Below are 22,671 nucleotides of genomic sequence, written 5' to 3' on the forward strand. Positions count from 1 at the left end.
AGCGGGTGCGCAGTGTCCGGTGGAGAGGTGGCCGGGATCCTGGTGGCCGTCTTCTGGGCGATCCTGGTCTCCTTCCTCGCGGTGGCGCTCGCGAGGCTGGCCCAGACGCTCAGGGCGACCACCAAGCTCGTCGCGGACGTGACCGACCAGGCCGTCCCGCTCCTGGCAGACGCCTCCGCCGCGGTGCGCTCCGCGCAGACCCAGATCGACCGGGTCGACGCCATCGCCTCCGACGTCCAGGAGGTCACGTCGAACGCGTCGGCGCTCTCCACGACCGTCGCCTCCACCTTCGGCGGCCCGCTGGTGAAGGTCGCGGCCTTCGGGTACGGCGTACGCCGGGCCATCGGCGGCCGACGTGAGGACGCGCCCGCCAAGCCGGAGCGCCGCACCGTGATCGTGGGCCGCACCGTCTCGTCCGCGCGACGGGAGAAGCGGAACAGCCGGAACAACCGGGGTAAGAAGGACTGACGCAGCGATGTTCCGCCGTACGTTCTGGTTCACCGCCGGCGCAGCCGCCGGGGCCTGGGCCACCACCAAGGTCAACCGCAAGCTCAAGCAGCTGACGCCCGAGAGCCTCGCGAACCAGGCCGCGGTCAAGGCGATCGAAGCGGGCCACCGCCTCAAGGACTTCGCGCTCGACGTCCGCGACGGCATGGCCCAGCGCGAGGCTGAACTCGACGAGGCCCTCGGGCTGAACGCGAACCCCGAGCTTCCCTCCCCGCGGCACGTCGCCGCCCTGGAGAACAGCAACCACCCGAAGTACAGCAAGAACCCGACGTACGTCGAGCGGTCGACGTACTCGTACAACCGGAATGAGGACCACTGATGGAGTCGGCTGAGATTCGCCGCCGCTGGCTGAGCTTCTTCGAGGAGCGCGGGCACACCGTCGTCCCTTCGGCGTCGCTCATCGCGGACGACCCGACTCTGCTCCTGGTCAACGCGGGCATGGTGCCCTTCAAGCCGTACTTCCTCGGTGAGGTCAAGCCGCCGTACGCCCGCGCCACCAGCGTCCAGAAGTGCGTTCGTACTCCGGACATCGAAGAGGTCGGCAAGACCACCCGGCACGGCACGTTCTTCCAGATGTGCGGCAACTTCTCCTTCGGGGACTACTTCAAGGAAGGTGCCATCAAGTACGCCTGGGAGCTGCTCACTTCGCCCCAGGACAAGGGTGGTTACGGCCTGGAGCCGGAGAAGCTCTGGATCACCGTCTACAAGGAGGACGACGAGGCCGAGCGCATCTGGCGCGACGTCATCGGCGTCCCGGCCGAGCGCATCCAGCGCCTGGGCATGGGCCCCAACTTCTGGTCCATGGGCGTCCCCGGCCCCTGCGGCCCGTGCTCCGAGATCAACTACGACCGGGGTCCGGAGTTCGGCGAAGAAGGCGGCCCGGCCGTCAACGACGAGCGGTACGTGGAGATCTGGAACCTGGTCTTCATGCAGTACGAGCGCGGCGAGGGCTCCGGCAAGGAGGACTTCCCGATCCTCGGTGACCTGCCCGCCCAGAACATCGACACCGGTCTCGGCTTCGAGCGGCTCGCCATGATTCTGCAGGGCGTGCAGAACATGTACGAGATCGACACCTCCATGGCCGTCATCAACAAGGCCACCGAACTGACCGGCGTCCGCTACGGCGACGCCCACGACAGCGACGTCTCCCTGCGCGTGGTCACCGACCACATCCGTACGTCCGTGATGCTCATCGGCGACGGCGTCACACCCGGCAACGAGGGCCGCGGCTACGTCCTGCGTCGCATCATGCGCCGCGCCATCCGCAACATGCGCTTGCTCGGCGCCACGGGTCCCGTCGTCCAGGACCTGATCGACGTCGTGATCGAGGTGATGGGGCAGCAGTACCCGGAGCTCATCACCGACCGTCGGCGCATCGAGACCGTCGCCCTCGCCGAGGAGGCCGCCTTCCTCAAGACCCTGAAGGCCGGCACGAACATCCTCGACACCGCCGTCACCGAGACCAAGTCCGCCGGTGGCGAGGTCCTCTCCGGCGACAAGGCCTTCCTGCTCCACGACACCTGGGGCTTCCCGATCGACCTCACCCTCGAAATGGCCGCCGAACAGGGCCTTTCGGTGGACGAGGACGGTTTCCGGCGCCTGATGAAGGAGCAGCGGGAGCGCGCCAAGGCTGACGCCAAGGCCAAGAAGACCGGCCACGCCGACCTGGGTGCCTACCGCGAGATCGCCGACAACTCCGGCGAGACCAAATTCATCGGCTACGCGGACACCGAGGGCGAGTCGAAGATCGTCGGCATCCTCGTCGACGGCGTCTCGTCCCCCGCCGCCACCGAGGGCGACGAGGTCGAGATCGTCCTCGACCGCACGCCGTTCTACGCCGAGGGCGGCGGCCAAATCGGCGACACGGGCCGCATCAAGGTCGACTCCGGTGCCGTCATCGAGGTCCGCGACTGCCAGAAGCCGGTCCCGGGTGTGTACGTCCACAAGGGCGTCGTCCAGGTCGGCGAGGTCACCGTCGGCGCCTCCGCCCAGGCCGTCATCGACGTACGCCGCCGCAAGGCCATCGCCCGCGCCCACTCGGCCACGCACCTCACGCACCAGGCCCTGCGCGACGCCCTCGGCCCGACGGCCGCCCAGGCCGGTTCCGAGAACCAGCCCGGCCGCTTCCGCTTCGACTTCGGCTCCCCGTCCGCCGTACCCACGGCCGTGATGACCGACGTCGAGCAGAAGATCAACGAGGTGCTCGCCCGCGACCTGGACGTCCGCGCCGATGTCATGGGCATCGACGAGGCCAGGAAGCAGGGCGCCATCGCCGAGTTCGGCGAGAAGTACGGCGACCGCGTACGGGTCGTCACCATCGGCGACTTCTCCAAGGAGCTGTGCGGCGGTACGCACGTCCACAACACGGCCCAGCTCGGTCTGGTCAAGCTGCTCGGCGAGTCGTCCATCGGCTCCGGCGTACGCCGTATCGAGGCCCTGGTCGGCGTCGACGCCTACAACTTCCTGGCCCGCGAGCACACGGTCGTCGCCCAGCTCCAGGAGCTGATCAAGGGCCGTCCCGAGGAGCTGCCCGAGAAGGTCTCCGCGATGCTCGGCAAGCTGAAGGACGCCGAGAAGGAGATCGAGAAGTTCCGCGCGGAGAAGGTCCTCCAGGCCGCCGCCGGCCTCGCCCAGGGCGCCAAGGACGTACACGGTGTCGCTCTCGTCACCGGCCAGGTCCCGGACGGCACCGGCGCCGACGACCTGCGCAAGCTGGTCCTCGACGTGCGCGGCCGCATCCCGAGCGACCGGGCGGCCGTGGTCGCCCTGTTCACCGCCGTGGGCGGCAAGCCGCTGACGGTCATCGCCACCAACGAGGCCGCCCGCGAGCGCGGCCTCAAGGCCGGCGACCTGGTCCGTACGGCCGCCAAGACCCTCGGCGGCGGCGGTGGAGGCAAGCCCGACCTCGCCCAGGGCGGCGGCCAGAACGCGGCCGCCATCGGCGAGGCCGTCGAGGCCGTCGAGCGCCTTGTGGCCGAGACGGCCAAGTGAGCGGAGACGAACGCGTCATGCGCCGCGGCCGCCGGCTCGCCATCGACGTCGGGGACGCCCGGATCGGGGTCGCCTCCTGCGACCCCGACGGGATCCTCGCCACCCCGGTGGAAACCGTCCCAGGCCGCGATGTCCCGGCCGCCCACCGGCGGTTGAAGCAACTCGTCGAGGAATACGAACCGATCGAGATCGTCGTCGGCCTCCCTCGCTCCCTCAAGGGGGGCGAGGGCCCGGCCGCGGTCAAGGTCCGTGCCTTCGCTCAGGAATTTGCCCGCATGGTCGCGCCGGTTCCGGTCAGACTCGTGGACGAGAGGATGACCACAGTCACGGCCAGTCAGGGACTGCGTGCCTCCGGCGTGAAAGCCAAGAAGGGCAGGTCGGTCATCGACCAGGCCGCCGCCGTCATCATCCTGCAGCAGGCGCTGGAATCCGAACGGGTGTCAGGTAAAGCTCCCGGGGATGGCGTCGAAGTGGTCATCTGATCGCGGTACGGTAACGTTCCGCGCGATGCGGTGGTGTTCGAACAGCCTCCGCACAGCAGAGAGGCGGATGGGGAGCCGGGCCACACGCGCCGCGCGACCGCCGCCTCGCGGCTTCTAGGGGATCGATGACTGATTATGGCCGGGGCCAGGGCTCCGAACCGTGGCATCCCGAGGACCCGTTGTTCGGGGACGACGGATGGAGAGGACAAGAAGGGCACGCGGCCCAGTCCTCGTACGGCGGCCAGCAGCAGCACTATTCGCAGCAGCCGCAGCAGCAGAACCAGTACGGCGACTGGGGCAACGGGCAGCAGTCCGGCTACGACCAGGGGCAGCAGCACTATGCCCAGGGACAGCAGCAGCCGTACGGCGCCCCGGATCAGCACCAGTACTACGACCAGAACGGTCAGCCGTATCAGGGGCACAACGGCCAGCAGGGCAACGGGGGTTGGGACACCGGGCAGCACGGTCACAGCCCGTACGGCGCCGGTCCCGGCGACTCGTACGGAGGCCAGCAGGCTGGGTACGGCGGTCAGGATCAGCAGGCCGGGTACGGCGGTCAGGGTTACCAGTCCGACTACTACGGCACCCCCGACGCGTACCCGCCGCCCCAGCCGCCGAGCCGTCGCCAGCCCGAACGCGAAGCCGAGCCCGAGCCGCCGACCGACTGGGATCCGGGACCCGATCAGGGCGAGCACGCCTTCTTCTCGGGCGGCAGCGACGATGACGACGACTTCGACGACGACCCGTCGGACGGGAAGCGCGGCAAAGGAAAAGGCAAGGGCAAGGGCAAGACCGGCAAGAAGAGCCGCAATGGCTGCGCCTGCCTGGTCGTGTCGCTCGTCCTCGTCGGTGGTGTCGGCGGCGCCGGCTATTACGGCTACCAGTTCTACCAAAGCCGTTTCGGCGAGGCGCCGGACTTTGCGGGTGGGGGCACTAGCCAGACGGTGATGGTCGAGATCGCCGAGGGCTCGAGCGGCGCCGCGATCGGCCAGAAGCTGAAAGCGGCGGGCGTCGTGAAGAGCGTCGACGCGTTCGTGTCCGCGCACTCGGCGAATCCCGAAGGCCAGCGGATCCAGGCCGGCGTCTATCTCCTCAAGAAACAGATGTCCGCCGAAAGCGCCGTGACCATGATGCTCGACCCCAAGAGCCAGAACAACATGATCGTGGCGCCGGGTCATCGCAACAGCCAGGTCTACGCGAACATCGACACGAGGCTCGGACTCAAAAAGGGCACCACGGCGAACGTGGCCAAGGAGAAATACGAGAGCCTCGGACTTCCCGACTGGGCGAACAACAACGACGACATCAAGGACCCGCTGGAAGGTTTCCTTTACCCGCACACCTACGCCGCGGCAAAGGGCATGAAGCCCGAGGACATCCTGAAGAAGATGGTCGCCCAGGCCAAGGAGAAGTACGCCGCGTACGACCTTGAGGCGAAGGCCGAGGAACTCAAGCTGGACAACCCGCTGGACGTCGTCACGGTGGCGAGCCTCGTCCAGGCCGAGGGCAAGACCAGGGATGACTACCGCAAGATGGCGGAGGTGGTCTACAACCGCCTCGACCTCGCCAACCCGCAAACCTACGGGGCCCTGCAGTTCGACTCGACCTACAATTACCTGAAGAACAAGAGCAATATCGACATCAGCGAGTCGGAGATCAACAACAACAAGGACCCGTACAACACGTACTCGAACAAGGGGCTGCCGCCCGGCCCGATCGGAAATCCGGGCGACGTCGCCATGAAGGCGACGCTCGATCCGACCGATGACGGCTGGTACTACTTCGTGGCGACCGACGGTGTGGAAAAGACCGAATTCGCCAAGACGCATGCCGAATTCCAGAAGCTCAAGGAAAAGTTCAATGCGCGCTCGGGCAACTGACGCCCGCCGTGCCGCCGTGCTCGGCAGGCCCATCGCCCATTCCCTTTCCCCGGTCCTGCACAGTGCCGCCTACGCAGCCCTGGGACTGGGGGACTGGTCGTACGACCGTTTCGAGATCGACGAGGCCGCACTGCCCGGCTTTCTCGAAGGGCTCGGACCGGAGTGGGCCGGGCTGTCGCTGACCATGCCGTTGAAGCGTGCGGTGATTCCGCTGCTCGACGAGATCAGTGAGACGGCGGCCTCGGTCGAGGCGGTCAACACCGTCGTGTTCACCGAGGACGGGCGCCGCGTCGGCGACAACACCGACATCCCAGGCATGGTCGCCGCCCTGCGCGAGCACGGGATTGAGCAGGTCGACTCCGCCGCCATCCTCGGCGCCGGGGCCACCGCGTCGTCCGCGCTGGCCGCCGTCTCGCGGATCTGCAGGGGCGAGATCGTCGCGTACGTCCGCAGCGAAGCGCGCGCCGCCGAGATGCGGCAGTGGGGCGAGCGCCTGGAGACTGAGGTACGCATCGCCGACTGGGCGGACGCCGAGCGGGCGCTGCATGCGCCGCTGGTGGTCGCCACGACCCCGGCGGGCGCCACCGACGCACTCGCCTCCGCCGTCCCTGGGCGCCCCGCCACGCTCTTCGACGTCCTGTACGACCCGTGGCCGACCGCACTCGCCGCCCGCTGGTCCGCGTACGGCGGTGCCGTCGTCAGCGGCCTCGACCTCCTGGTGCACCAGGCGGCACTCCAGGTCGAGCAGATGACGGGGCGTACGCCTGCCCCGCTGGACGCCATGCGAAAAGCGGGAGAGCACGCACTCGCCGGACGTTAAGATTCTTTCCGGTTCCGCAGGGGGCGGGACCGAGGGGGAATCTTCATGACCACGCAGGCTTCCTGGAAGTCGGAAATCTTCCAGGCCACGCTGAATTTCCTGCCGGACTGGCTGCAGTACACCGCGATCGGGCTGGCAGTCGGCGGCTTTGTCGTTTTCAAGGTCGTCAAATGGCGTCGCGGACGCGCCCTTCGACGGGCGCTCGGCCCGATCACGCCCATACCCGATGTGCCGGACGGGGCGCGCGGCGCCGACTACCTCGGTGCGTACGCTCCCCAGCAGCCACGCAACGACGCCACGACCTGATCGAGTCGCGTCCGCCTGATGGACCTGCGCCGGGTTCCTGGCGGCGGACGTGGGAGGATCGGCAGTGGCGGGCCAGGGCCGCGCACCCGGTCGCGCCGTCGACGTACGCGAGGACGCGCGTGCGCACAGGCAGTACGCAGTACCAGGGCGCGAGTATCGAGGAGCACCGTTGAGCAGGTTGCGCTGGCTGACCGCGGGGGAGTCCCACGGTCCCGCACTTGTCGCGACGCTGGAGGGACTTCCCGCCGGCGTGCCGATCACCACGGAGATGGTGGCGGACCACCTGGCACGGCGGCGCCTCGGCTATGGGCGCGGAGCACGGATGAAGTTCGAGCGCGACGAGGTCACCTTCCTGGGCGGCGTCCGGCACGGGCTGACGCTCGGCTCGCCGGTCGCGATCATGGTGGGCAACACCGAGTGGCCCAAGTGGGAACAGGTCATGGCGGCCGACCCCGTGGACCCGGCCGTGCTCGCCGAGTTGGCGCGCAACGCGCCGCTGACCCGGCCGCGGCCCGGTCACGCGGACCTGGCGGGCATGCAGAAGTACGGCTTCGACGAGGCCCGGCCGATCCTGGAGCGGGCGAGTGCGCGGGAGACCGCCGCCCGCGTCGCGCTCGGCGCGGTGGCGCGCTCGTACCTCAAGGAAACGGCCGGCATCGAAATCGTCTCGCACGTCATCGAACTGGCCGCGGCGAAGGCTCCGTACGGCGTCTACCCCAAGCCCGCCGACGTCGAGAAGCTCGATGCGGACCCGGTGCGATGTCTGGACGAGGACGCTTCGAAGGCGATGGTCGAGGAGATCGACCGGGCCCACAAGGACGGCGACACCCTGGGCGGTGTGGTCGAGGTGCTGGCGTACGGAGTGCCGGTGGGCCTGGGCTCGCATGTGCACTGGGACCGGCGGCTGGACGCGCGGCTCGCGGCCGCGCTGATGGGCATCCAGGCCATCAAGGGTGTCGAGGTCGGCGACGGCTTCGACCTGGCCCGGGTGCCGGGTTCGAAGGCGCACGACGAGATCGTGCAGACCGACGAGGGGATCAAGCGGGCCACGGGCCGCTCGGGCGGCACCGAGGGTGGGCTGACCACCGGTGAACTGCTGCGTGTACGCGCCGCGATGAAGCCCATCGCGACCGTGCCGCGCGCGCTGGCCACCATCGACGTGGTGACCGGAGAAGCGACGAAGGCCCACCACCAGCGTTCCGACGTCTGCGCGGTCCCGGCCGCCGGCATCGTCGCGGAGGCGATGGTGGCGCTGGTCCTTGCGGACGCGGTGGCGGAGAAGTTCGCCGGCGACAGCGTGACCGAGACCCGGCGCAACGTCACTTCGTACCTCGAGAACCTGGCGATCCGATGAGCGCTGGACCTGTGGTCGTACTCGTCGGCCCGATGGGTGTGGGCAAGTCGACGGTGGGTGCGCTGGTCGCGGAGCGGCTCGGCGTCCGCCACCGGGACACCGACGAGGACATCGTGGCCGCCGAGGGACGCACCATCGCGGACATCTTCGTCGAGGAGGGCGAGCCTGCCTTCCGCGCGATCGAGAAGCGGGCGGTGCACCAGGCGTTGGCCGAGCACGAGGGCGTACTGGCCCTTGGTGGCGGCGCCATCCTCGACCCCGACACCCGGGCGCTGCTGGCCGGACTCCCGGTCGTGTACCTCTCGATGGACGTCGAGGAGGCGGTCAAGCGCACCGGTCTCAACACCGCCCGGCCGCTGCTGGCGGTCAACCCGCGGCGCCAGTGGCGCGAGCTGATGGAGGCCCGCCGCCACCTCTACACCGAAGTCGCCCGTGCGGTCGTCGCCACCGACGACCGCACTCCCGAGGAGGTCGCCCAAGCGGTCCTCGACGCCTTGGAGTTGAAGCAGGCATGAGCGAGCAGGACCAGACGGTGACCCGGATCCAGGTCGGCGGCACGGCCGGCACCGAGCCGTACGAGGTGCTGGTGGGCCGTCAACTCCTCGGCGAACTGGGCGGGTTGATCGGTCCGCGGGCAAAGCGTGTCGCGGTCGTCCACCCGGAGGCACTGGCCGAGACCGGCGAGGCGGTCCGGGCCGATCTGGCCGGGCAGGGCTTCGACGCGGTGGCCATCCAGGTGCCCAACGCCGAGGAGGCCAAGACAGCCGAAGTCGCCGCGTACTGCTGGAAGGCACTCGGGCAGTCCGGCTTCACCCGCACCGACGTGATCGTCGGGGTGGGCGGCGGCGCGACCACCGACCTGGCAGGGTTCGTGGCCGCGAGCTGGCTGCGCGGGGTGCGCTGGATCGCGATCCCGACGACCGTACTGGCGATGGTTGACGCGGCGGTCGGCGGCAAGACCGGCATCAACACCGCCGAGGGCAAGAACCTGGTGGGCGCCTTCCACCCGCCCGCCGGGGTGCTCTGCGACCTGGCCGCCCTCGACTCGCTGCCGGTCAACGACTTCGTGTCCGGGCTCGCGGAGATCATCAAGGCCGGGTTCATCGCCGACCCGCGGATCCTGGAACTGATCGAGGCCGATCCGGAAGGAGCACGCAGTCCGGCCGGTCCGCACACCGCCGAACTCATCGAACGCTCCATCAAGGTGAAGGCCGAAGTGGTCTCCTCCGACCTCAAGGAGTCGGGGCTGCGCGAGATCCTCAACTACGGCCACACCCTGGGCCACGCCATCGAGAAGAACGAGCGCTACCAGTGGCGGCACGGCGCCGCCGTCGCCGTCGGTATGCACTTCGCCGCCGAACTCGGCCGCCTGGCAGGCCGGTTGGACGACGAGACCGCCGACCGGCACCGCACCATCCTGGAGTCCGTGGGCCTGCCGCTGCACTACCGCTACGACCAGTGGCCCAAGTTGCTCGAGACGATGAAGGTCGACAAGAAGTCCCGCGGCGACCTGCTGCGCTTCATCGTCCTCGACGGCCTGGCCAAGCCCACCGTCCTGGAGGGCCCCGACCCGGCCGTCCTCCTTGCCGCCTACGGCGAAGTGGGCGAATAGCTCCGCAGGAGGCCACTTCACCCGATTTGCCTTGTGTGCATGGGCACTTCGGACCCACCCCGGCCGTTCACCAAACGACGGCCGGGGACGGTACCGTTCGGTAGGGAGCGGGCAGTGTTCCGCTGCCAGCGCCAAGAGACACGAGACGGAGTGGCACCGGATGCAGCACGCAGTGGGGTCTCCGCTGCCGCCGCCCCACCAGCCGGGGCAGGAGCCGGCCGCCGGCTTTTCGCCGGGCGCGCAACACCCGGGCGGGCACTCGGGTGCGCCCATGGGTTCCCCCGCGGGGCCCGCGCCCGTGAACCCGCCGCCGGGTTTCGCCGGACCCCCCGGGCCCGCTGCGCCGCACCCTCCGGGACACGCGCCCGCGCCGCAGCATCACGTGGCGCCGCCGCACGCGCCCGCGCCGTTGCCGGACACGACCGGGCATGTGCAGTTGCCGCCGGGTGGGCCTGTCGCGATGCCGAGCCCGCCGCCTGCCGCGGGGGCGCCCGATCCCACGTCCACCACGCTGGCCGTGCTGCTCATCGGGCCCGCCGGGGCCGGGAAGACGAGCGTCGCCAAGTACTGGGCCGACCATCGGCGGGTGCCCACCGCGCACATCAGTCTTGATGATGTACGGGAATGGGTGCGCTCGGGCTTCGCGGATCCGCAGTCGGGGTGGAACGATCACTCTGAGGCGCAGTACCGGCTCGCTCGCCGCACCTGCGGCTTTGCCGCACGTAACTTTCTTGCCAACGGGATCTCTTGCATCCTCGATGACGCCGTCTTCCCTGACCGGCCGGTTGTCGGGCTCGGGGGGTGGAAGCGGCACGTTGGTCCCGGGTTGCTGCCCGTCGTGCTTCTTCCCGGGCTCGAGATCGTCCTGGAGCGCAATGCCGAGCGCTCGGGGAATCGTCGGCTCACCGATGAGGAAGTTGCCCGTATCCATGGGCGGATGGCCGGGTGGTACGGGTCCGGGCTGCCCATCATCGACAACTCCCAGCTTGACGTTCCGGCGACGGCGCGTGTGCTTGACGATGTGCTGGCTCGGTCGATTGCGAGCCCGCCGCAGTGGTGAGCGGGGGGTTTCCTTTCCCCAGCCCCGCCCCTTCCCGAAACTGAGGGCTGCGCCCCCAGGCCCCGCTGCCTCCGGCTGGGTGGGCGCCTCCGGCGGGTGGGTGGGTTGGGTGCCTACGGGGTGGGGGTGACAGTCGTGTCGCGGCTGCGGGTGCGTTGTGGCTGGGCGCGCAGTTCCCCGCGCCCCTAAAAAGCCTGCGACTGCCCGCACCCCCGAAGAGCAAGCGAGCCGAAGAAGCCCGCACTCCGACGAAACCGGCAGCTTCCCTCCGGTGGGAGGGGACGTGGGCCGGTGCGTCGTATGTCCGTCGCTTAGCTTCGGTCTGGGCACAGTTGCGCCCTGTGTCAGCAAGGGGTCGTATGCCCTGTTGGCGACGGGCTGACGCACCGGACCGCGGCCCCGCACCCACCACGCACCTCAGGGGCGCGGGGCTGTGTCAATTTGCGGCTCCGCCGCGTGGGCGCGAGCAACCACAACGCACCCGCACCCGCCCAACCGCCGGAGGCAATCCCCACCCGGCCCAACCTGAACCGGCACACTCCGCCCACCCCTCGTAGGCTCGGATCATGTCAGAGGTGTACGCGGCCCGCCGCGAGCGGCTCCGGGAGCGATGTGCGGCCGGCGGCAGCGCTGCCGCGCTGGTGTCCCGGCCCGCCAACGTCCGCTACCTCGCGGGCGCAGCCCCCCGCGGCGCCGTACTGCTGCTCGGCAGGGGAGCGGACCTGATGGTCTGCCCGGGCCCGGGCCCGGGCGACCTCGGCGCGCACCCGGACGACGAGCGGCCCGACGAGGCGCTACGCCTCCACTACCTCCCCGGCACCGGCACCGGCGGCGACCCCGCCGTGGCCGCCGCCGACCTCGCCGTCGGCCAGGGCGCCGACTCCCTCGCCGTGGAGGAGCACCACCTCACAGTGGCCCGGCACAGATCCATCCGCTCGGTGGTGCCGCGCCTGCGCCTCGCAGAACTGGGCGGCGCCGTCGAGCAGTTGCGCCTCGTCAAGGACGAGGAGGAACTCTCCTGTCTCCGCATCGGCGCCGAGATCGCCGACCAGGCGCTGAGCGAACTCCTCGAATCGATCCTCGTCGGCCGCACCGAGCGCCACCTCGCCCTGGAACTGGAGCGCCGCCTCGTCGACCACGGCGCCGACGGGCCGGCCTTCGCGACCTCCGTCGGCACAGGCCCGAACTCGGGGCGTCGCGGCCACCGCCCCACCGACCGGCGGGTAGAGGAGGGCGACTTCCTCTCCGTATGCCTGGGGGCGAACTACCGCGGATATCGCAGCGAGATAGGGCGTACGTTCGTGATCGGGACCTCGCCCGCCGACTGGCAGATCGAGCTGTACGACCTCGTCTTCGCCGCCCAGCGGGCCGGCCGCGAGGCGCTCGTGCCCGGTGCCGAGTACCGCGATGTGGACCGTGCCACCCGGCAGGTGCTGGACTCCGCGGGGTACGGGCACGGCCTTCCTCCGCTGACCGGGCACGGGGTCGGGCTCGAAATCGATGAGGACCCTCAGCTCGCCCCCGCGGCCATGGGTAAACTGGACGCTTGCGTGCCGGTCACCGTCGAACCGGGGGTCCACCTCCCGGGCCGGGGCGGTGTCCGGATCGATGACACGCTCGTCGTACGCCCCGAGGCGGACGGCGGACCCGAGCTACTCACCATCACGACCAAGGAGCTGCTCGCGCTCTAGCCTCCGAGCTGTGCGCCTGCCCCGGGGTCGTCCACGTCAGTCCAGGAGATTCCGCAACCGTGGCTTCCACGAACGACCTCAAGAACGGCCTGGTGCTCAAGCTCGAAGGCGGCCAGCTCTGGTCCGTCGTCGAGTTCCAGCACGTCAAGCCCGGCAAGGGCCCGGCCTTCGTGCGCACCAAGCTCAAGAACGTGCTCTCCGGCAAGGTCGTCGACAAGACGTTCAACGCCGGCGTCAAGGTCGAAACGGCCACCGTCGACAAGCGCGACATGCAGTTCTCGTACATGGACGGCGAGTACTTCGTCTTCATGGACATGGAGACCTACGACCAGCTCATGGTCGACCGGAAGGCCGTCGGCGACGCCGCCAACTTCCTCGTCGAGGGCTTCACGGCCACCGTCGCGCAGCACGAGGGCGAGGTGCTCTTCGTCGAGCTCCCGGCCGCCGTCGAGCTGAGCGTCCAGGAGACCGAGCCGGGCGTCCAGGGCGACCGGTCCACCGGTGGCACCAAACCCGCCATCCTGGAGACCGGCCACCAGATCAACGTGCCGCTCTTCATCACCACCGGCGAGAAGATCAAGGTCGACACCCGTACGAGCGACTACCTCGGCCGGGTGAACAGCTAACCGTGGCTGCCCGCAATACGGCCCGTAAGCGCGCCTTCCAGATCCTCTTCGAGGGTGATCAGCGCGGCGTGGACGTCCTGACGGTCCTCGCGGACTGGATCCGGCACTCCCGGACCGACACCCGGCAGCCGCCGGTGAGTGAGTACACGATGCAGCTTGTCGAGGGCTACGCGAAGTACGAGCGGCGCATCGACGAGCTCATCGCGCAGTACGCGGTCGACTGGACGCTGGACAGGATGCCGGTCGTGGACCGCAACATCCTGCGCCTCGGCGCGTACGAGCTGATCTGGGTCGACGAGACGCCGGACGCCGTCGTCCTCGACGAGATGGTCCAGCTCGCGAAGGAGTTCTCCACGGACGAGTCCCCGGCCTTCGTGAACGGTCTCCTCGGCCGCTTCAAGGAGCTGAAGCCGTCGCTGCGCCGGGACGAGTAGCGCCACAGGTCGTCACGGAGGGCCCGTAGCACCGGCTGCTGCGGGCCCTCCAGTGTGTTCTTCGCTGGCCGGAAGCCAAAACAATGCCGCCGGGGTGGCCGGAACGCTCAGGTTCCGGCCACCCCGGCGGCACGTTTCTTCAGGGGCCGAGGCCGGTCAGGCCTCCTCGTGGGAGACCGCGCGGCGCGCGTCCGCGTCGAGGACGCCCCAGTTGATCAGCTGCTCGGTGAGGACCGAGGGAGACTGGTCGTAGATGACGGCGAGGGTGCGCAGGTCGTCCTGGCGGATCGAGAGCACCTTGCCGTTGTAGTCGCCGCGCTGGGACTGGATCGTCGCCGCGTAACGCTGCAGGGGGCCCGCCTTCTCGGCCGGGACGTGGGCCAGCCGCTCCAGGTCCAGGACCAGCTTCGGCGGGGGCTCGGCGGCGCCGCCCGGAGTGGTGCCCGGCAGCAGCTCCTGCACCGGAACGCCGTAGAAGTCCGCCAGCTCGGCGAGGCGCTGCACGGTGACGGCGCGGTCGCCGCGCTCGTACGAACCGACCACGACCGCCTTCCAGCGTCCCTGGGACTTCTCCTCGACGCCGTGGAGGGAAAGGCCCTGCTGGGTACGGATCGCGCGGAGCTTGGCCCCGAGCTGTTTGGCGTATTCGCTGGACATATAGCTCCCCGGACACTGTGTCGACGTGCGGTTTTGCTTCGCGGCTGGTGACTCACTGTGAGGTTACGCAGCGTTACTCTTCCCCGTCAAGCCGAATGGTCCCGCCCGCCCCATCCGCGGGAGCCGGGAGAAGTGACGTCAGGTGGTGAGGGAGTGACTGCAGGGGGGTGATCAGGGCCGTTGCCGGGCTGGTACCGTTGATGGCGCAATTCCGACGTCCTTTAAGGTCCGTCCCGTGAGGCGGAGAAGGAGGTCCGTCTCGTATGGACACACAGCAGTCCGAATCCCGTGCCGTGCTCGAAGGCCCCGACATCGCGCGGGTGTTGACCCGCATCGCCCACGAGATCGTCGAGCGCGCCAAGGGCGCCGACGACGTGGTGCTTCTCGGCATTCCGACCAGAGGCGTCTTCCTCGCCCAGCGGCTCGCCGCCAAGCTCGAGGAGATCACCGAACGCAAGATCCCGGTGGGCTCGCTCGACATCACCATGTACCGCGACGACCTGCGCATGAAGCCGCCACGTGCGCTGGCCCGCACCGATATCCCGGCCGACGGCATCGACGGCCGGCTGGTCGTCCTCGTCGACGACGTGCTCTTCTCCGGCCGTACCATCCGTGCCGCGCTCGACGCGCTGAACGACATCGGCCGTCCGCGTGCCGTGCAGCTCGCGGTCCTCGTCGACCGGGGTCATCGCGAACTCCCGATCCGCGCCGACTATGTCGGCAAGAACCTCCCCACGTCGTTGCGGGAGACGGTCAAGGTCCAGCTCGCCGAGGAGGACGGTCGCGACACCGTGCTGCTCGGCGCGAAGCAGCCCGCACCGGGCGCGCAGCAGTAGCACTCCGGCGTACGTCCCTGCCGTAAGCCCACGAGCGCGCCTCTGCGTGCCTGCCTGCCCGGCTGCGACCTCCCGCCGGGCCCTCGCCTCCCGAACTGAACTGCCTTACGGAGCCTGACAGATGCAGCGTCATCTCATCTCGGCCGCCGACCTCACCCGCGACGACGCCGTCCTGATCCTCGACACCGCCGAGGAGATGGCCCGGGTCGCCGACCGGCCGATCAAGAAACTGCCGACCCTGCGCGGCCGCACCGTCGTCAACCTCTTCTTCGAGGACTCGACCCGTACCAGAATCTCCTTCGAGGCCGCCGAGAAGCGCCTCTCCGCGGATGTGATCAACTTCACCGCCAAGGGGTCCAGCGTCTCCAAGGGCGAGTCTCTGAAGGACACCGCCCAGACCCTGGAGGCGATGGGCGTCGACGCCGTCGTCATCCGGCACGGCGCCTCCGGAGCCCCGTACCGCCTCGCGACCTCCGGCTGGATCGACGCCGCCGTCATCAACGCAGGCGACGGCACCCACCAGCACCCCACCCAGGCCCTGCTCGACGCCTTCACCATGCGACGCCGCCTCGTCGGACGCGACGCCGGGCTCGGGCAGGACCTCGACGGCAAGCGCATCACGATCGTCGGTGACATCCTGCACGGCCGGGTCGCCCGCTCGAACGTCGACCTGCTGCACACCCTCGGCGCCCAGGTCACCCTCGTCGCCCCGCCCACCCTGCTGCCGGTCGGCGTCGAGACCTGGCCCTGCGAGGTGTCGTACGACCTCGACAGCACGCTGCCCAAGTCCGACGCGGTGATGATGCTGCGCGTCCAGCGCGAGCGGATGAACGCGGCCTTCTTCCCGACCGAGCGCGAGTACTCACGGCGCTACGGCCTCGACGGCGACCGTATGGCGCGGATGCCCGAGCACGCCATCGTGATGCACCCCGGGCCGATGGTTCGCGGCATGGAGATCACCGCCGAGGTCGCCGACTCCGACCGTTGCACCGCCATCGAGCAGGTGGCGAACGGTGTCTCCATCCGCATGGCGGTCCTGTATCTGCTCCTGGGCGGCAATGAGCCCGCCGTCACCCACACCCGTACCGAGGAGAAGTAAGACAGATGAGCAAGATCCTTATTCGTGGTGCGAAGGTGCTCGGCGGCGAGCCGCAGGACGTCCTGATCGACGGCGACACCATCGCCGAGGTGGGTGCCGGGCTCTCTGCTGAGGGAGCTGAGGTCATCGACGCCGAAGGCAAGGTGCTTCTGCCGGGCCTCGTCGACCTGCACACCCACCTGCGCGAGCCGGGACGTGAGGACTCCGAGACCGTCCTGACGGGTACGCGGGCTGCCGCGAGCGGCGGTTACACGGCCGTGTTCGCCATGGCCAACACCTTCCCGGTCGCCGACACCGCCGGTGTGGTCGAGCAGGTCTACCGGCTGGGCCAGCAGCACGGCTACTGCGATGTGCAGCCCATCGGCGCCGTCACCGTCGGCCTGGAGGGCAAGAAGCTCGCCGAGCTGGGCGCCATGCACGAGTCGGCGGCCGGCGTCACCGTCTTCTCCGACGACGGCAAGTGCGTGGACGACGCCGTGATCATGCGGCGGGCGCTGGAGTACGTGAAGGCCTTCGGCGGTGTCGTGGCCCAGCACGCGCAGGAGCCGCGGCTGACCGAGGGCGCCCAGATGAACGAGGGCGTCGTCTCGGCGGAGTTGGGGCTCGGCGGCTGGCCCGCCGTCGCCGAAGAGTCGATCATCGCGCGCGATGTGCTGCTCGCCGAGCACGTGCACTCCCGGGTCCACATCTGCCATCTGTCGACCGCCGGCTCGGTGGAGATCGTGCGCTGGGCCAAGTCCCGCGGCATCGACGTCACCGCCGAGGTCACCCCGCACCACCTGCTTCTCACCGATGAGCTGGTCCGCTCGTACAACCCGGTCTACAAGGTCAACCCGCCGCTGCGCACCGAGCGCGACGTGATGGCTCTGCGCGAGGCGCTCGCCGACGGCACGATCGACATCGTCGCCACGGACCACGCCCCGCACCCGCACGAGGACAAGGACTGCGAGTGGGCAGCGGCGGCCATGGGCATGGTCGGCCTGGAGACCGCGCTGTCCGTGGTCCAGCAGACGATGGTCGACAGCGGACTGCTCGACTGGGCCGGCGTCGCGGACCGTATGTCCTTCAAGCCCGCCCGGATCGGCCGGGCGACGGGCCACGGCCGCCCCGTCTCGGCAGGTGAGCCCGCCAACCTCACGCTGGTCGATCCGGCATACCGTGGGACCGTGGACCCCACGGGCTTCGCGTCGCGCAGCCGCAACACTCCGTACGAGGGTCGTGAGCTGCCGGGCCGTGTCACGCACACATGGCTGCGGGGCCGCGCAACGCTCGTCGACGGGAAGCTCGCGTGACACCACTGACGCACCTGACGTACGCCGCGGAACAGAAGTCGGCGGAAGTGACCGACTGGGCCGCTCGCATCGGCTGGCTCGTGGGCCTCGCGCTCTTCGTCGCCCTCGTTTACTGGCTGATGCGCGAGGGCTGGAAGTGGCGCGGCACGCTCCAGGGCGACCTGCCCGAGCTGCCCCAGGCCCCGGATGAGCCCGGTCCGGTGAAGCTGACGATGAGCGGCCGCTACCACGGCTCCACCACTGCTGGTCAGTGGCTCGACCGCATCGTGGCGCACGGTCTGGGCACCCGCAGCCGGGTCGAACTCACGCTGACGGACACGGGCCTGGATGTCGTACGCCCCGGAGCGGCCGACTTCTTCGTGCCTCTCGAGGCGCTGCGCGAGGCCCGGCTCGACAAGGGCATCGCGGGCAAGGTGCTCACCGAGGGCGGTCTGCTGATCCTCACCTGGGAGCACGGCGACAGACTGCTCGACTCCGGGTTCCGCTCCGACCACGCGGCCGAGCACAACGAGTGGGTCGAGACCCTGAACCAGATGATCAACAAGGACAGCGACAAGAGGGAAGGCGCACGATGACCACCTCCACCATGGGAGCCTCCAGAACTCCCGCCGTACTCGTCCTGGAGGACGGCCGGATCTTCCGCGGCCGCGCCTACGGGGCCGTGGGGGTGACCTTCGGAGAGGCCGTCTTCTCCACCGGGATGACCGGCTACCAGGAGACCCTCACCGACCCCTCGTACCACCGCCAGGTCGTCGTGATGACCGCCCCGCACGTCGGCAACACCGGCGTCAACGACGAGGACCCCGAGTCGAAGCGGATCTGGGTCGCCGGCTATGTCGTACGCGACCCCGCGCGCGTGCCCTCCAACTGGCGCTCCCGCCGCTCGCTCGACGAGGAGCTCGCCCGGCAGGACGTCGTCGGGATCTCCGGCATCGATACGCGTGCCCTCACCCGTCACCTGCGCGAGCGCGGCGCCATGCGCGTCGGCATCTTCTCCGGCAGCGCACTCCCCGACGAGGGCACGATGCTCGCCGAGGTGCGCCAGGCGCCCGAGATGAAGGGCGCCAGCCTGTACGAGGAGGTCGCGACGGAGGAGGCGTACGTCGTCCCCGCCGTCGGCGAGAAGAAGTTCACCGTCGCCGCCGTGGACCTCGGCATCAAGGGCATGACCCCGCACCGTATGGCCGAGCGCGGCATCGAGGTGCATGTGCTGCCCGCCACCGCGACCGCCGAGGACATCTACGCGGTCGGCCCCGACGGTGTGTTCTTCTCCAACGGTCCCGGCGACCCGGAGAAGGCCGAGCACCCGGTGTCCCTGATGCGTGCCGTGCTGGAGCGCGGGACGCCCCTGTTCGGCATCTGCTTCGGCAACCAGATCCTGGGCCGCGCGCTCGGCTTCGGCACGTACAAGCTGAAGTACGGCCACCGGGGCATCAACCAGCCCGTGCAGGATCGTACGACCGGCAAGGTCGAGGTCACCGCGCACAACCACGGGTTCGCCGTCGACGCGCCGCTCGACCGCGTCAGCGACACCCCCTACGGGCGTGCCGAGGTCTCGCACGTCTGCCTGAACGACCAGGTCGTCGAAGGGCTCCAGCTGCTCGACCAGCCGGCGTTCAGCGTCCAGTACCACCCCGAGGCGGCGGCGGGCCCGCACGACGCGGCCTACCTGTTCGACCGCTTCGTAGAGCTCATGGCAGAAAAGGGAGCCCAGCGTGCCTAAGCGCACCGATATCCAGTCCGTCCTGGTCATCGGCTCCGGCCCGATCGTCATCGGCCAGGCCGCCGAGTTCGACTACTCCGGCACCCAGGCCTGCCGCGTCCTCAAGGCCGAGGGCCTCAGGGTCATCCTCGTCAACTCCAACCCCGCGACGATCATGACCGACCCCGAGATCGCCGACGCGACGTACGTCGAGCCGATCACCCCGGAGTTCGTCGAGAAAATCATCGCCAAGGAGCGGCCGGACGCGCTGCTGCCCACCCTGGGTGGCCAGACGGCCCTCAACACGGCCATCTCGCTGCACGAGGCCGGGGCGCTCGACGAGTACGGCGTCGAGCTGATCGGCGCCAACGTCGAGGCGATCAACAAGGGCGAGGACCGCGACCTCTTCAAGGAGGTCGTGGACGCGGTGAAGGGGAAGATCGGGCACGGCGAGTCCGCCCGGTCGGTGATCTGCCACTCCATGGACGACGTCCTGAAGGGCGTCGAGACGCTCGGCGGTTACCCGGTCGTCGTCCGGCCTTCCTTCACCATGGGCGGCGCCGGTTCCGGCTTCGCGCACAACGAGGACGAGCTGCGCCGCATCGCCGGCCAGGGGCTCACCCTCTCCCCGACCACCGAGGTGCTCCTGGAGGAGTCCATCCTCGGCTGGAAGGAGTACGAGCTGGAGCTGATGCGCGACAAGCACGACAACGTCGTGGTCGTCTGCTCCATCGAGAACTTCGACCCCATGGGCGTGCACACCGGTGACTCGATCACCGTCGCCCCGGCGATGACGCTCACCGACCGCGAGTACCAGATCCTGCGGGACATCGGCATCGCCGTCATCCGCGAGGTCGGCGTCGACACCGGCGGCTGCAACATCCAGTTCGCGGTGAACCCCGAGGACGGCCGGGTCATCGTCATCGAGATGAACCCTCGCGTGTCCCGGTCCTCCGCTCTCGCCTCCAAGGCGACCGGCTTCCCGATCGCCAAGATCGCCGCGAAGCTCGCCGTCGGCTACACGCTCGACGAGATCCCGAACGACATCACCGAGAAGACACCGGCGTCCTTCGAGCCGACGCTCGACTACGTCGTCGTGAAGGCGCCGCGCTTCGCCTTCGAGAAGTTCCCGCAGGCCGACTCGACGCTGACGACGACCATGAAGTCGGTCGGCGAGGCCATGGCCATCGGCCGCAACTTCACCGAGGCACTGCAGAAGGCGCTGCGGTCGCTGGAGAAGAAGGGCTCGCAGTTCACGTTCGTCGGAGAGCCCGGCGACAAAAAGGCCCTCCTGGAGGAGGCGATCCGGCCGACCGACGGGCGGATCAACTCCGTCATGCAGGCCATCCGCGCGGGCGCGACCCAGGAGGAGGTCTTCGAGGCGACGAAGATCGATCCGTGGTTCGTGGACCAGCTGTTCCTCATCAAGGAGATCGCGGACGAACTGGCCGCAGCCGACAGGCTTGACCCGTCGCTGCTGGCCGAAGCCAAGCGGCACGGCTTCTCCGACGCCCAGATCGCCGAGATCCGCGGTCTGCGCGAGGACGTCGTCCGCGAGGTCCGGCACGCGCTGGGCGTGCGCCCGGTCTACAAGACGGTCGACACCTGCGCCGCCGAGTTCGCCGCGAAGACGCCGTACTTCTACTCCTCGTACGACGAGGAGAACGAGGTCGCTCCCCGCGAGAAGCCCGCGGTGATCATCCTGGGCTCCGGGCCCAACCGCATCGGCCAGGGCATCGAGTTCGACTACTCCTGTGTCCACGCCTCCTTCGCGCTCAGCGACGCGGGCTACGAGACCGTGATGGTCAACTGCAACCCGGAGACCGTCTCCACGGACTACGACACCTCCGACCGGCTGTACTTCGAGCCGCTCACGCTGGAGGACGTACTGGAGATCGTCCACGCCGAGTCCCTGGCCGGGCCGATCGCAGGCGTCGTCGTGCAGCTCGGCGGCCAGACGCCGCTGGGGCTTGCGCAGGGGCTGAAGGACAACGGCGTCCCGGTGGTGGGCACGCCGCCCGAGGCGATCCACGCCGCCGAGGACCGCGGCGCCTTCGGACAGGTACTCGCCGAGGCGGGGCTGCCGGCTCCCAAGCACGGCACCGCGACGACCTTCGCTGGCGCCAAGGCCATCGCCGACGAGATCGGCTACCCCGTCCTCGTACGGCCCTCGTACGTGCTCGGTGGGCGCGGCATGGAGATCGTGTACGACGAGACGCGACTGGAGGCGTACATCGCCGAGTCGACCGAGATCTCCCCGTCGCGCCCGGTCCTGGTCGACCGCTTCCTCGACGACGCGATCGAGATCGACGTGGACGCGCTGTACGACGGCCACGAGCTGTACCTCGGCGGCGTCATGGAGCACATCGAGGAGGCCGGCATCCACTCCGGCGACTCGGCGTGCGCGCTGCCTCCGATCACACTGGGCGGCTTCGACATCAAGCGGCTGCGGGCTTCAACGGAAGCCATTGCGAAGGGGGTTGGCGTCCGCGGACTGATCAACATCCAGTTCGCGATGGCCGGGGACATCCTGTACGTCCTTGAAGCCAACCCGCGTGCCTCGCGCACCGTCCCCTTCACCTCCAAGGCGACCGCGGTGCCGCTTGCCAAAGCTGCGGCCCGGATCTCGCTCGGCGCGACCATCGCCGAACTGCGCGCGGAGGGACTGCTCCCGGCGAGCGGCGACGGCGGCACGCTGCCGCTGGACGCGCCGATCTCCGTCAAGGAGGCCGTCATGCCGTGGTCGCGCTTCCGCGACATCCACGGGCGCGGCGTCGACACCATCCTCGGCCCGGAGATGCGCTCCACCGGTGAAGTCATGGGTATCGACTCGGTGTTCGGCACGGCGTACGCCAAGTCGCAGGCGGCCGCGTACGGTCCGCTGCCGACCAAGGGGCGCGCCTTCATCTCCGTCGCCAACCGCGACAAGCGCTCGATGATCTTCCCGGCGCGTGAACTGGTCGCCCACGGCTTCGAGTTGCTCGCCACGTCCGGCACGGCCGAGGTGCTCAAGCGCAACGGCATCAACGCCACGGTCGTCCGCAAGCAGAGCGAGGGCACCGGCCCGAACGGCGAGCGGACGATCGTCCAGCTCATCCACGAGGGCGAGGTCGACCTGATCGTCAACACGCCGTACGGCACCGGCGGCCGCCTCGACGGCTATGACATCCGTACGGCCGCCGTGGCCCGCTCCGTGCCCTGCCTGACGACGGTGCAGGCGCTCGCCGCCGCCGTCCAGGGCATCGACGCGCTCAACCACGGTGGCGTCGGGGTCCGTTCGCTCCAGGAACACGCGGAGCACCTGACGGCGGCGCGGGACTGA

21 protein-coding genes are annotated in these 22,671 nt (G+C 69.4%); 20 read left to right on the forward strand and 1 reads right to left on the reverse strand.

Annotated elements, in window-relative coordinates; all coding sequences use genetic code 11:
- Window positions 1-12: 12 nt before the first annotated feature.
- The 14 genes from ACQEVY_RS38865 to nusB all read left to right on the forward strand — a co-directional run bounded on the left by ACQEVY_RS38865 (window position 13) and on the right by nusB (window position 13,763).
- The gene (locus ACQEVY_RS38865) at window positions 13-468 is read left to right on the forward strand and encodes a DUF948 domain-containing protein (protein ID WP_352371125.1); all 456 of its coding nucleotides are present in this window, start codon (window positions 13-15) and stop codon (window positions 466-468) included.
- Between the two features lie 7 nt (window positions 469-475).
- Window positions 476-826, forward strand: coding sequence for a DUF6167 family protein (locus ACQEVY_RS38870; RefSeq protein ID WP_432954425.1), 351 nt, complete (start codon window positions 476-478; stop codon window positions 824-826).
- Window positions 826-3,498, forward strand: coding sequence for an alanine--tRNA ligase (alaS, locus tag ACQEVY_RS38875; protein ID WP_432954427.1), 2,673 nt, complete (start codon window positions 826-828; stop codon window positions 3,496-3,498). Before ACQEVY_RS38870 ends, alaS begins: the two co-directional genes overlap by 1 nt.
- Before the next feature lie 17 nt (window positions 3,499-3,515).
- Window positions 3,516-3,980: a Holliday junction resolvase RuvX gene (ruvX, locus tag ACQEVY_RS38880; protein WP_432955633.1), complete on the forward strand. Its 465-nt coding sequence runs from the start codon at window positions 3,516-3,518 to the stop codon at window positions 3,978-3,980.
- Window positions 3,981-4,105: 125 nt separating this feature from the next.
- Window positions 4,106-5,860 carry an endolytic transglycosylase MltG gene (mltG, locus tag ACQEVY_RS38885; protein WP_432954428.1) on the forward strand — a complete coding sequence of 585 codons (1,755 nt, stop codon included), beginning with the start codon at window positions 4,106-4,108 and terminating at the stop codon, window positions 5,858-5,860.
- Window positions 5,841-6,680 carry a shikimate dehydrogenase gene (locus ACQEVY_RS38890; protein WP_432954429.1) on the forward strand — a complete coding sequence of 280 codons (840 nt, stop codon included), beginning with the start codon at window positions 5,841-5,843 and terminating at the stop codon, window positions 6,678-6,680. The genes mltG and ACQEVY_RS38890 overlap by 20 nt, the downstream gene beginning before the upstream one ends.
- 45 nt (window positions 6,681-6,725) lie before the next feature.
- Window positions 6,726-6,986 carry a hypothetical protein gene (locus ACQEVY_RS38895; RefSeq protein ID WP_432954431.1) on the forward strand — a complete coding sequence of 87 codons (261 nt, stop codon included), beginning with the start codon at window positions 6,726-6,728 and terminating at the stop codon, window positions 6,984-6,986.
- Between the two features lie 169 nt (window positions 6,987-7,155).
- Window positions 7,156-8,340: a chorismate synthase gene (gene aroC / locus ACQEVY_RS38900; protein ID WP_432954433.1), complete on the forward strand. Its 1,185-nt coding sequence runs from the start codon at window positions 7,156-7,158 to the stop codon at window positions 8,338-8,340.
- Entirely contained in the window at window positions 8,337-8,855 is a 519-nt protein-coding gene (locus tag ACQEVY_RS38905) for a shikimate kinase (RefSeq protein WP_432954434.1), read from the forward strand. Before aroC ends, ACQEVY_RS38905 begins: the two co-directional genes overlap by 4 nt.
- Complete coding sequence (gene aroB, locus ACQEVY_RS38910) at window positions 8,852-9,952, forward strand: 3-dehydroquinate synthase (RefSeq protein WP_432954436.1); 1,101 nt, start codon at window positions 8,852-8,854, stop codon at window positions 9,950-9,952. The genes ACQEVY_RS38905 and aroB overlap by 4 nt, the downstream gene beginning before the upstream one ends.
- A 160-nt stretch (window positions 9,953-10,112) precedes the next feature.
- Complete coding sequence (locus ACQEVY_RS38915; protein ID WP_432954437.1) at window positions 10,113-11,012, forward strand: Pro-rich N-terminal domain-containing protein; 900 nt, start codon at window positions 10,113-10,115, stop codon at window positions 11,010-11,012.
- A 566-nt stretch (window positions 11,013-11,578) separates the two neighbouring features.
- Window positions 11,579-12,703, forward strand: coding sequence for an aminopeptidase P family protein (locus ACQEVY_RS38920; RefSeq protein WP_432954439.1), 1,125 nt, complete (start codon window positions 11,579-11,581; stop codon window positions 12,701-12,703).
- A gap of 59 nt (window positions 12,704-12,762) precedes the next feature.
- Window positions 12,763-13,329 (forward strand): elongation factor P, encoded by a 567-nt coding sequence (efp, locus tag ACQEVY_RS38925; RefSeq protein WP_328772927.1) that lies wholly within the window; start codon window positions 12,763-12,765, stop codon window positions 13,327-13,329.
- Window positions 13,330-13,331: 2 nt separating this feature from the next.
- Window positions 13,332-13,763: a transcription antitermination factor NusB gene (gene nusB, locus ACQEVY_RS38930; RefSeq protein ID WP_328772928.1), complete on the forward strand. Its 432-nt coding sequence runs from the start codon at window positions 13,332-13,334 to the stop codon at window positions 13,761-13,763.
- A 156-nt stretch (window positions 13,764-13,919) separates the two neighbouring features.
- Here the strand turns inward: nusB and bldD are convergent, their stop codons facing one another.
- Complete coding sequence (bldD, locus tag ACQEVY_RS38935) at window positions 13,920-14,420, reverse strand: transcriptional regulator BldD (RefSeq protein WP_165340551.1); 501 nt, start codon at window positions 14,418-14,420, stop codon at window positions 13,920-13,922.
- Window positions 14,421-14,683: 263 nt separating this feature from the next.
- Between bldD and pyrR the strand changes: the two genes are divergently transcribed.
- The 6 genes from pyrR (at window position 14,684) to carB (ending at window position 22,671) form a co-directional block, all read left to right on the forward strand.
- Window positions 14,684-15,256 carry a bifunctional pyr operon transcriptional regulator/uracil phosphoribosyltransferase PyrR gene (gene pyrR, locus ACQEVY_RS38940; protein ID WP_432954442.1) on the forward strand — a complete coding sequence of 191 codons (573 nt, stop codon included), beginning with the start codon at window positions 14,684-14,686 and terminating at the stop codon, window positions 15,254-15,256.
- 121 nt (window positions 15,257-15,377) lie between these two features.
- Window positions 15,378-16,355 (forward strand): aspartate carbamoyltransferase catalytic subunit, encoded by a 978-nt coding sequence (locus ACQEVY_RS38945; RefSeq protein WP_432954444.1) that lies wholly within the window; start codon window positions 15,378-15,380, stop codon window positions 16,353-16,355.
- Between the two features lie 5 nt (window positions 16,356-16,360).
- Window positions 16,361-17,647 carry a dihydroorotase gene (locus ACQEVY_RS38950; protein ID WP_432954446.1) on the forward strand — a complete coding sequence of 429 codons (1,287 nt, stop codon included), beginning with the start codon at window positions 16,361-16,363 and terminating at the stop codon, window positions 17,645-17,647.
- Window positions 17,644-18,222, forward strand: a complete 579-nt coding sequence (locus ACQEVY_RS38955) for a hypothetical protein (RefSeq protein ID WP_432954448.1) — start codon at window positions 17,644-17,646, stop codon at window positions 18,220-18,222. Before ACQEVY_RS38950 ends, ACQEVY_RS38955 begins: the two co-directional genes overlap by 4 nt.
- The gene (gene carA, locus ACQEVY_RS38960) at window positions 18,219-19,370 is read left to right on the forward strand and encodes a glutamine-hydrolyzing carbamoyl-phosphate synthase small subunit (RefSeq protein WP_432954449.1); all 1,152 of its coding nucleotides are present in this window, start codon (window positions 18,219-18,221) and stop codon (window positions 19,368-19,370) included. Before ACQEVY_RS38955 ends, carA begins: the two co-directional genes overlap by 4 nt.
- Window positions 19,363-22,671, forward strand: coding sequence for a carbamoyl-phosphate synthase large subunit (gene carB, locus ACQEVY_RS38965; protein ID WP_432954451.1), 3,309 nt, complete (start codon window positions 19,363-19,365; stop codon window positions 22,669-22,671). The genes carA and carB overlap by 8 nt, the downstream gene beginning before the upstream one ends.

The sequence above is a fragment of the Streptomyces sp. CA-288835 genome (genome assembly GCF_050936385.1).
Lineage (GTDB): Bacteria > Actinomycetota > Actinomycetes > Streptomycetales > Streptomycetaceae > Streptomyces.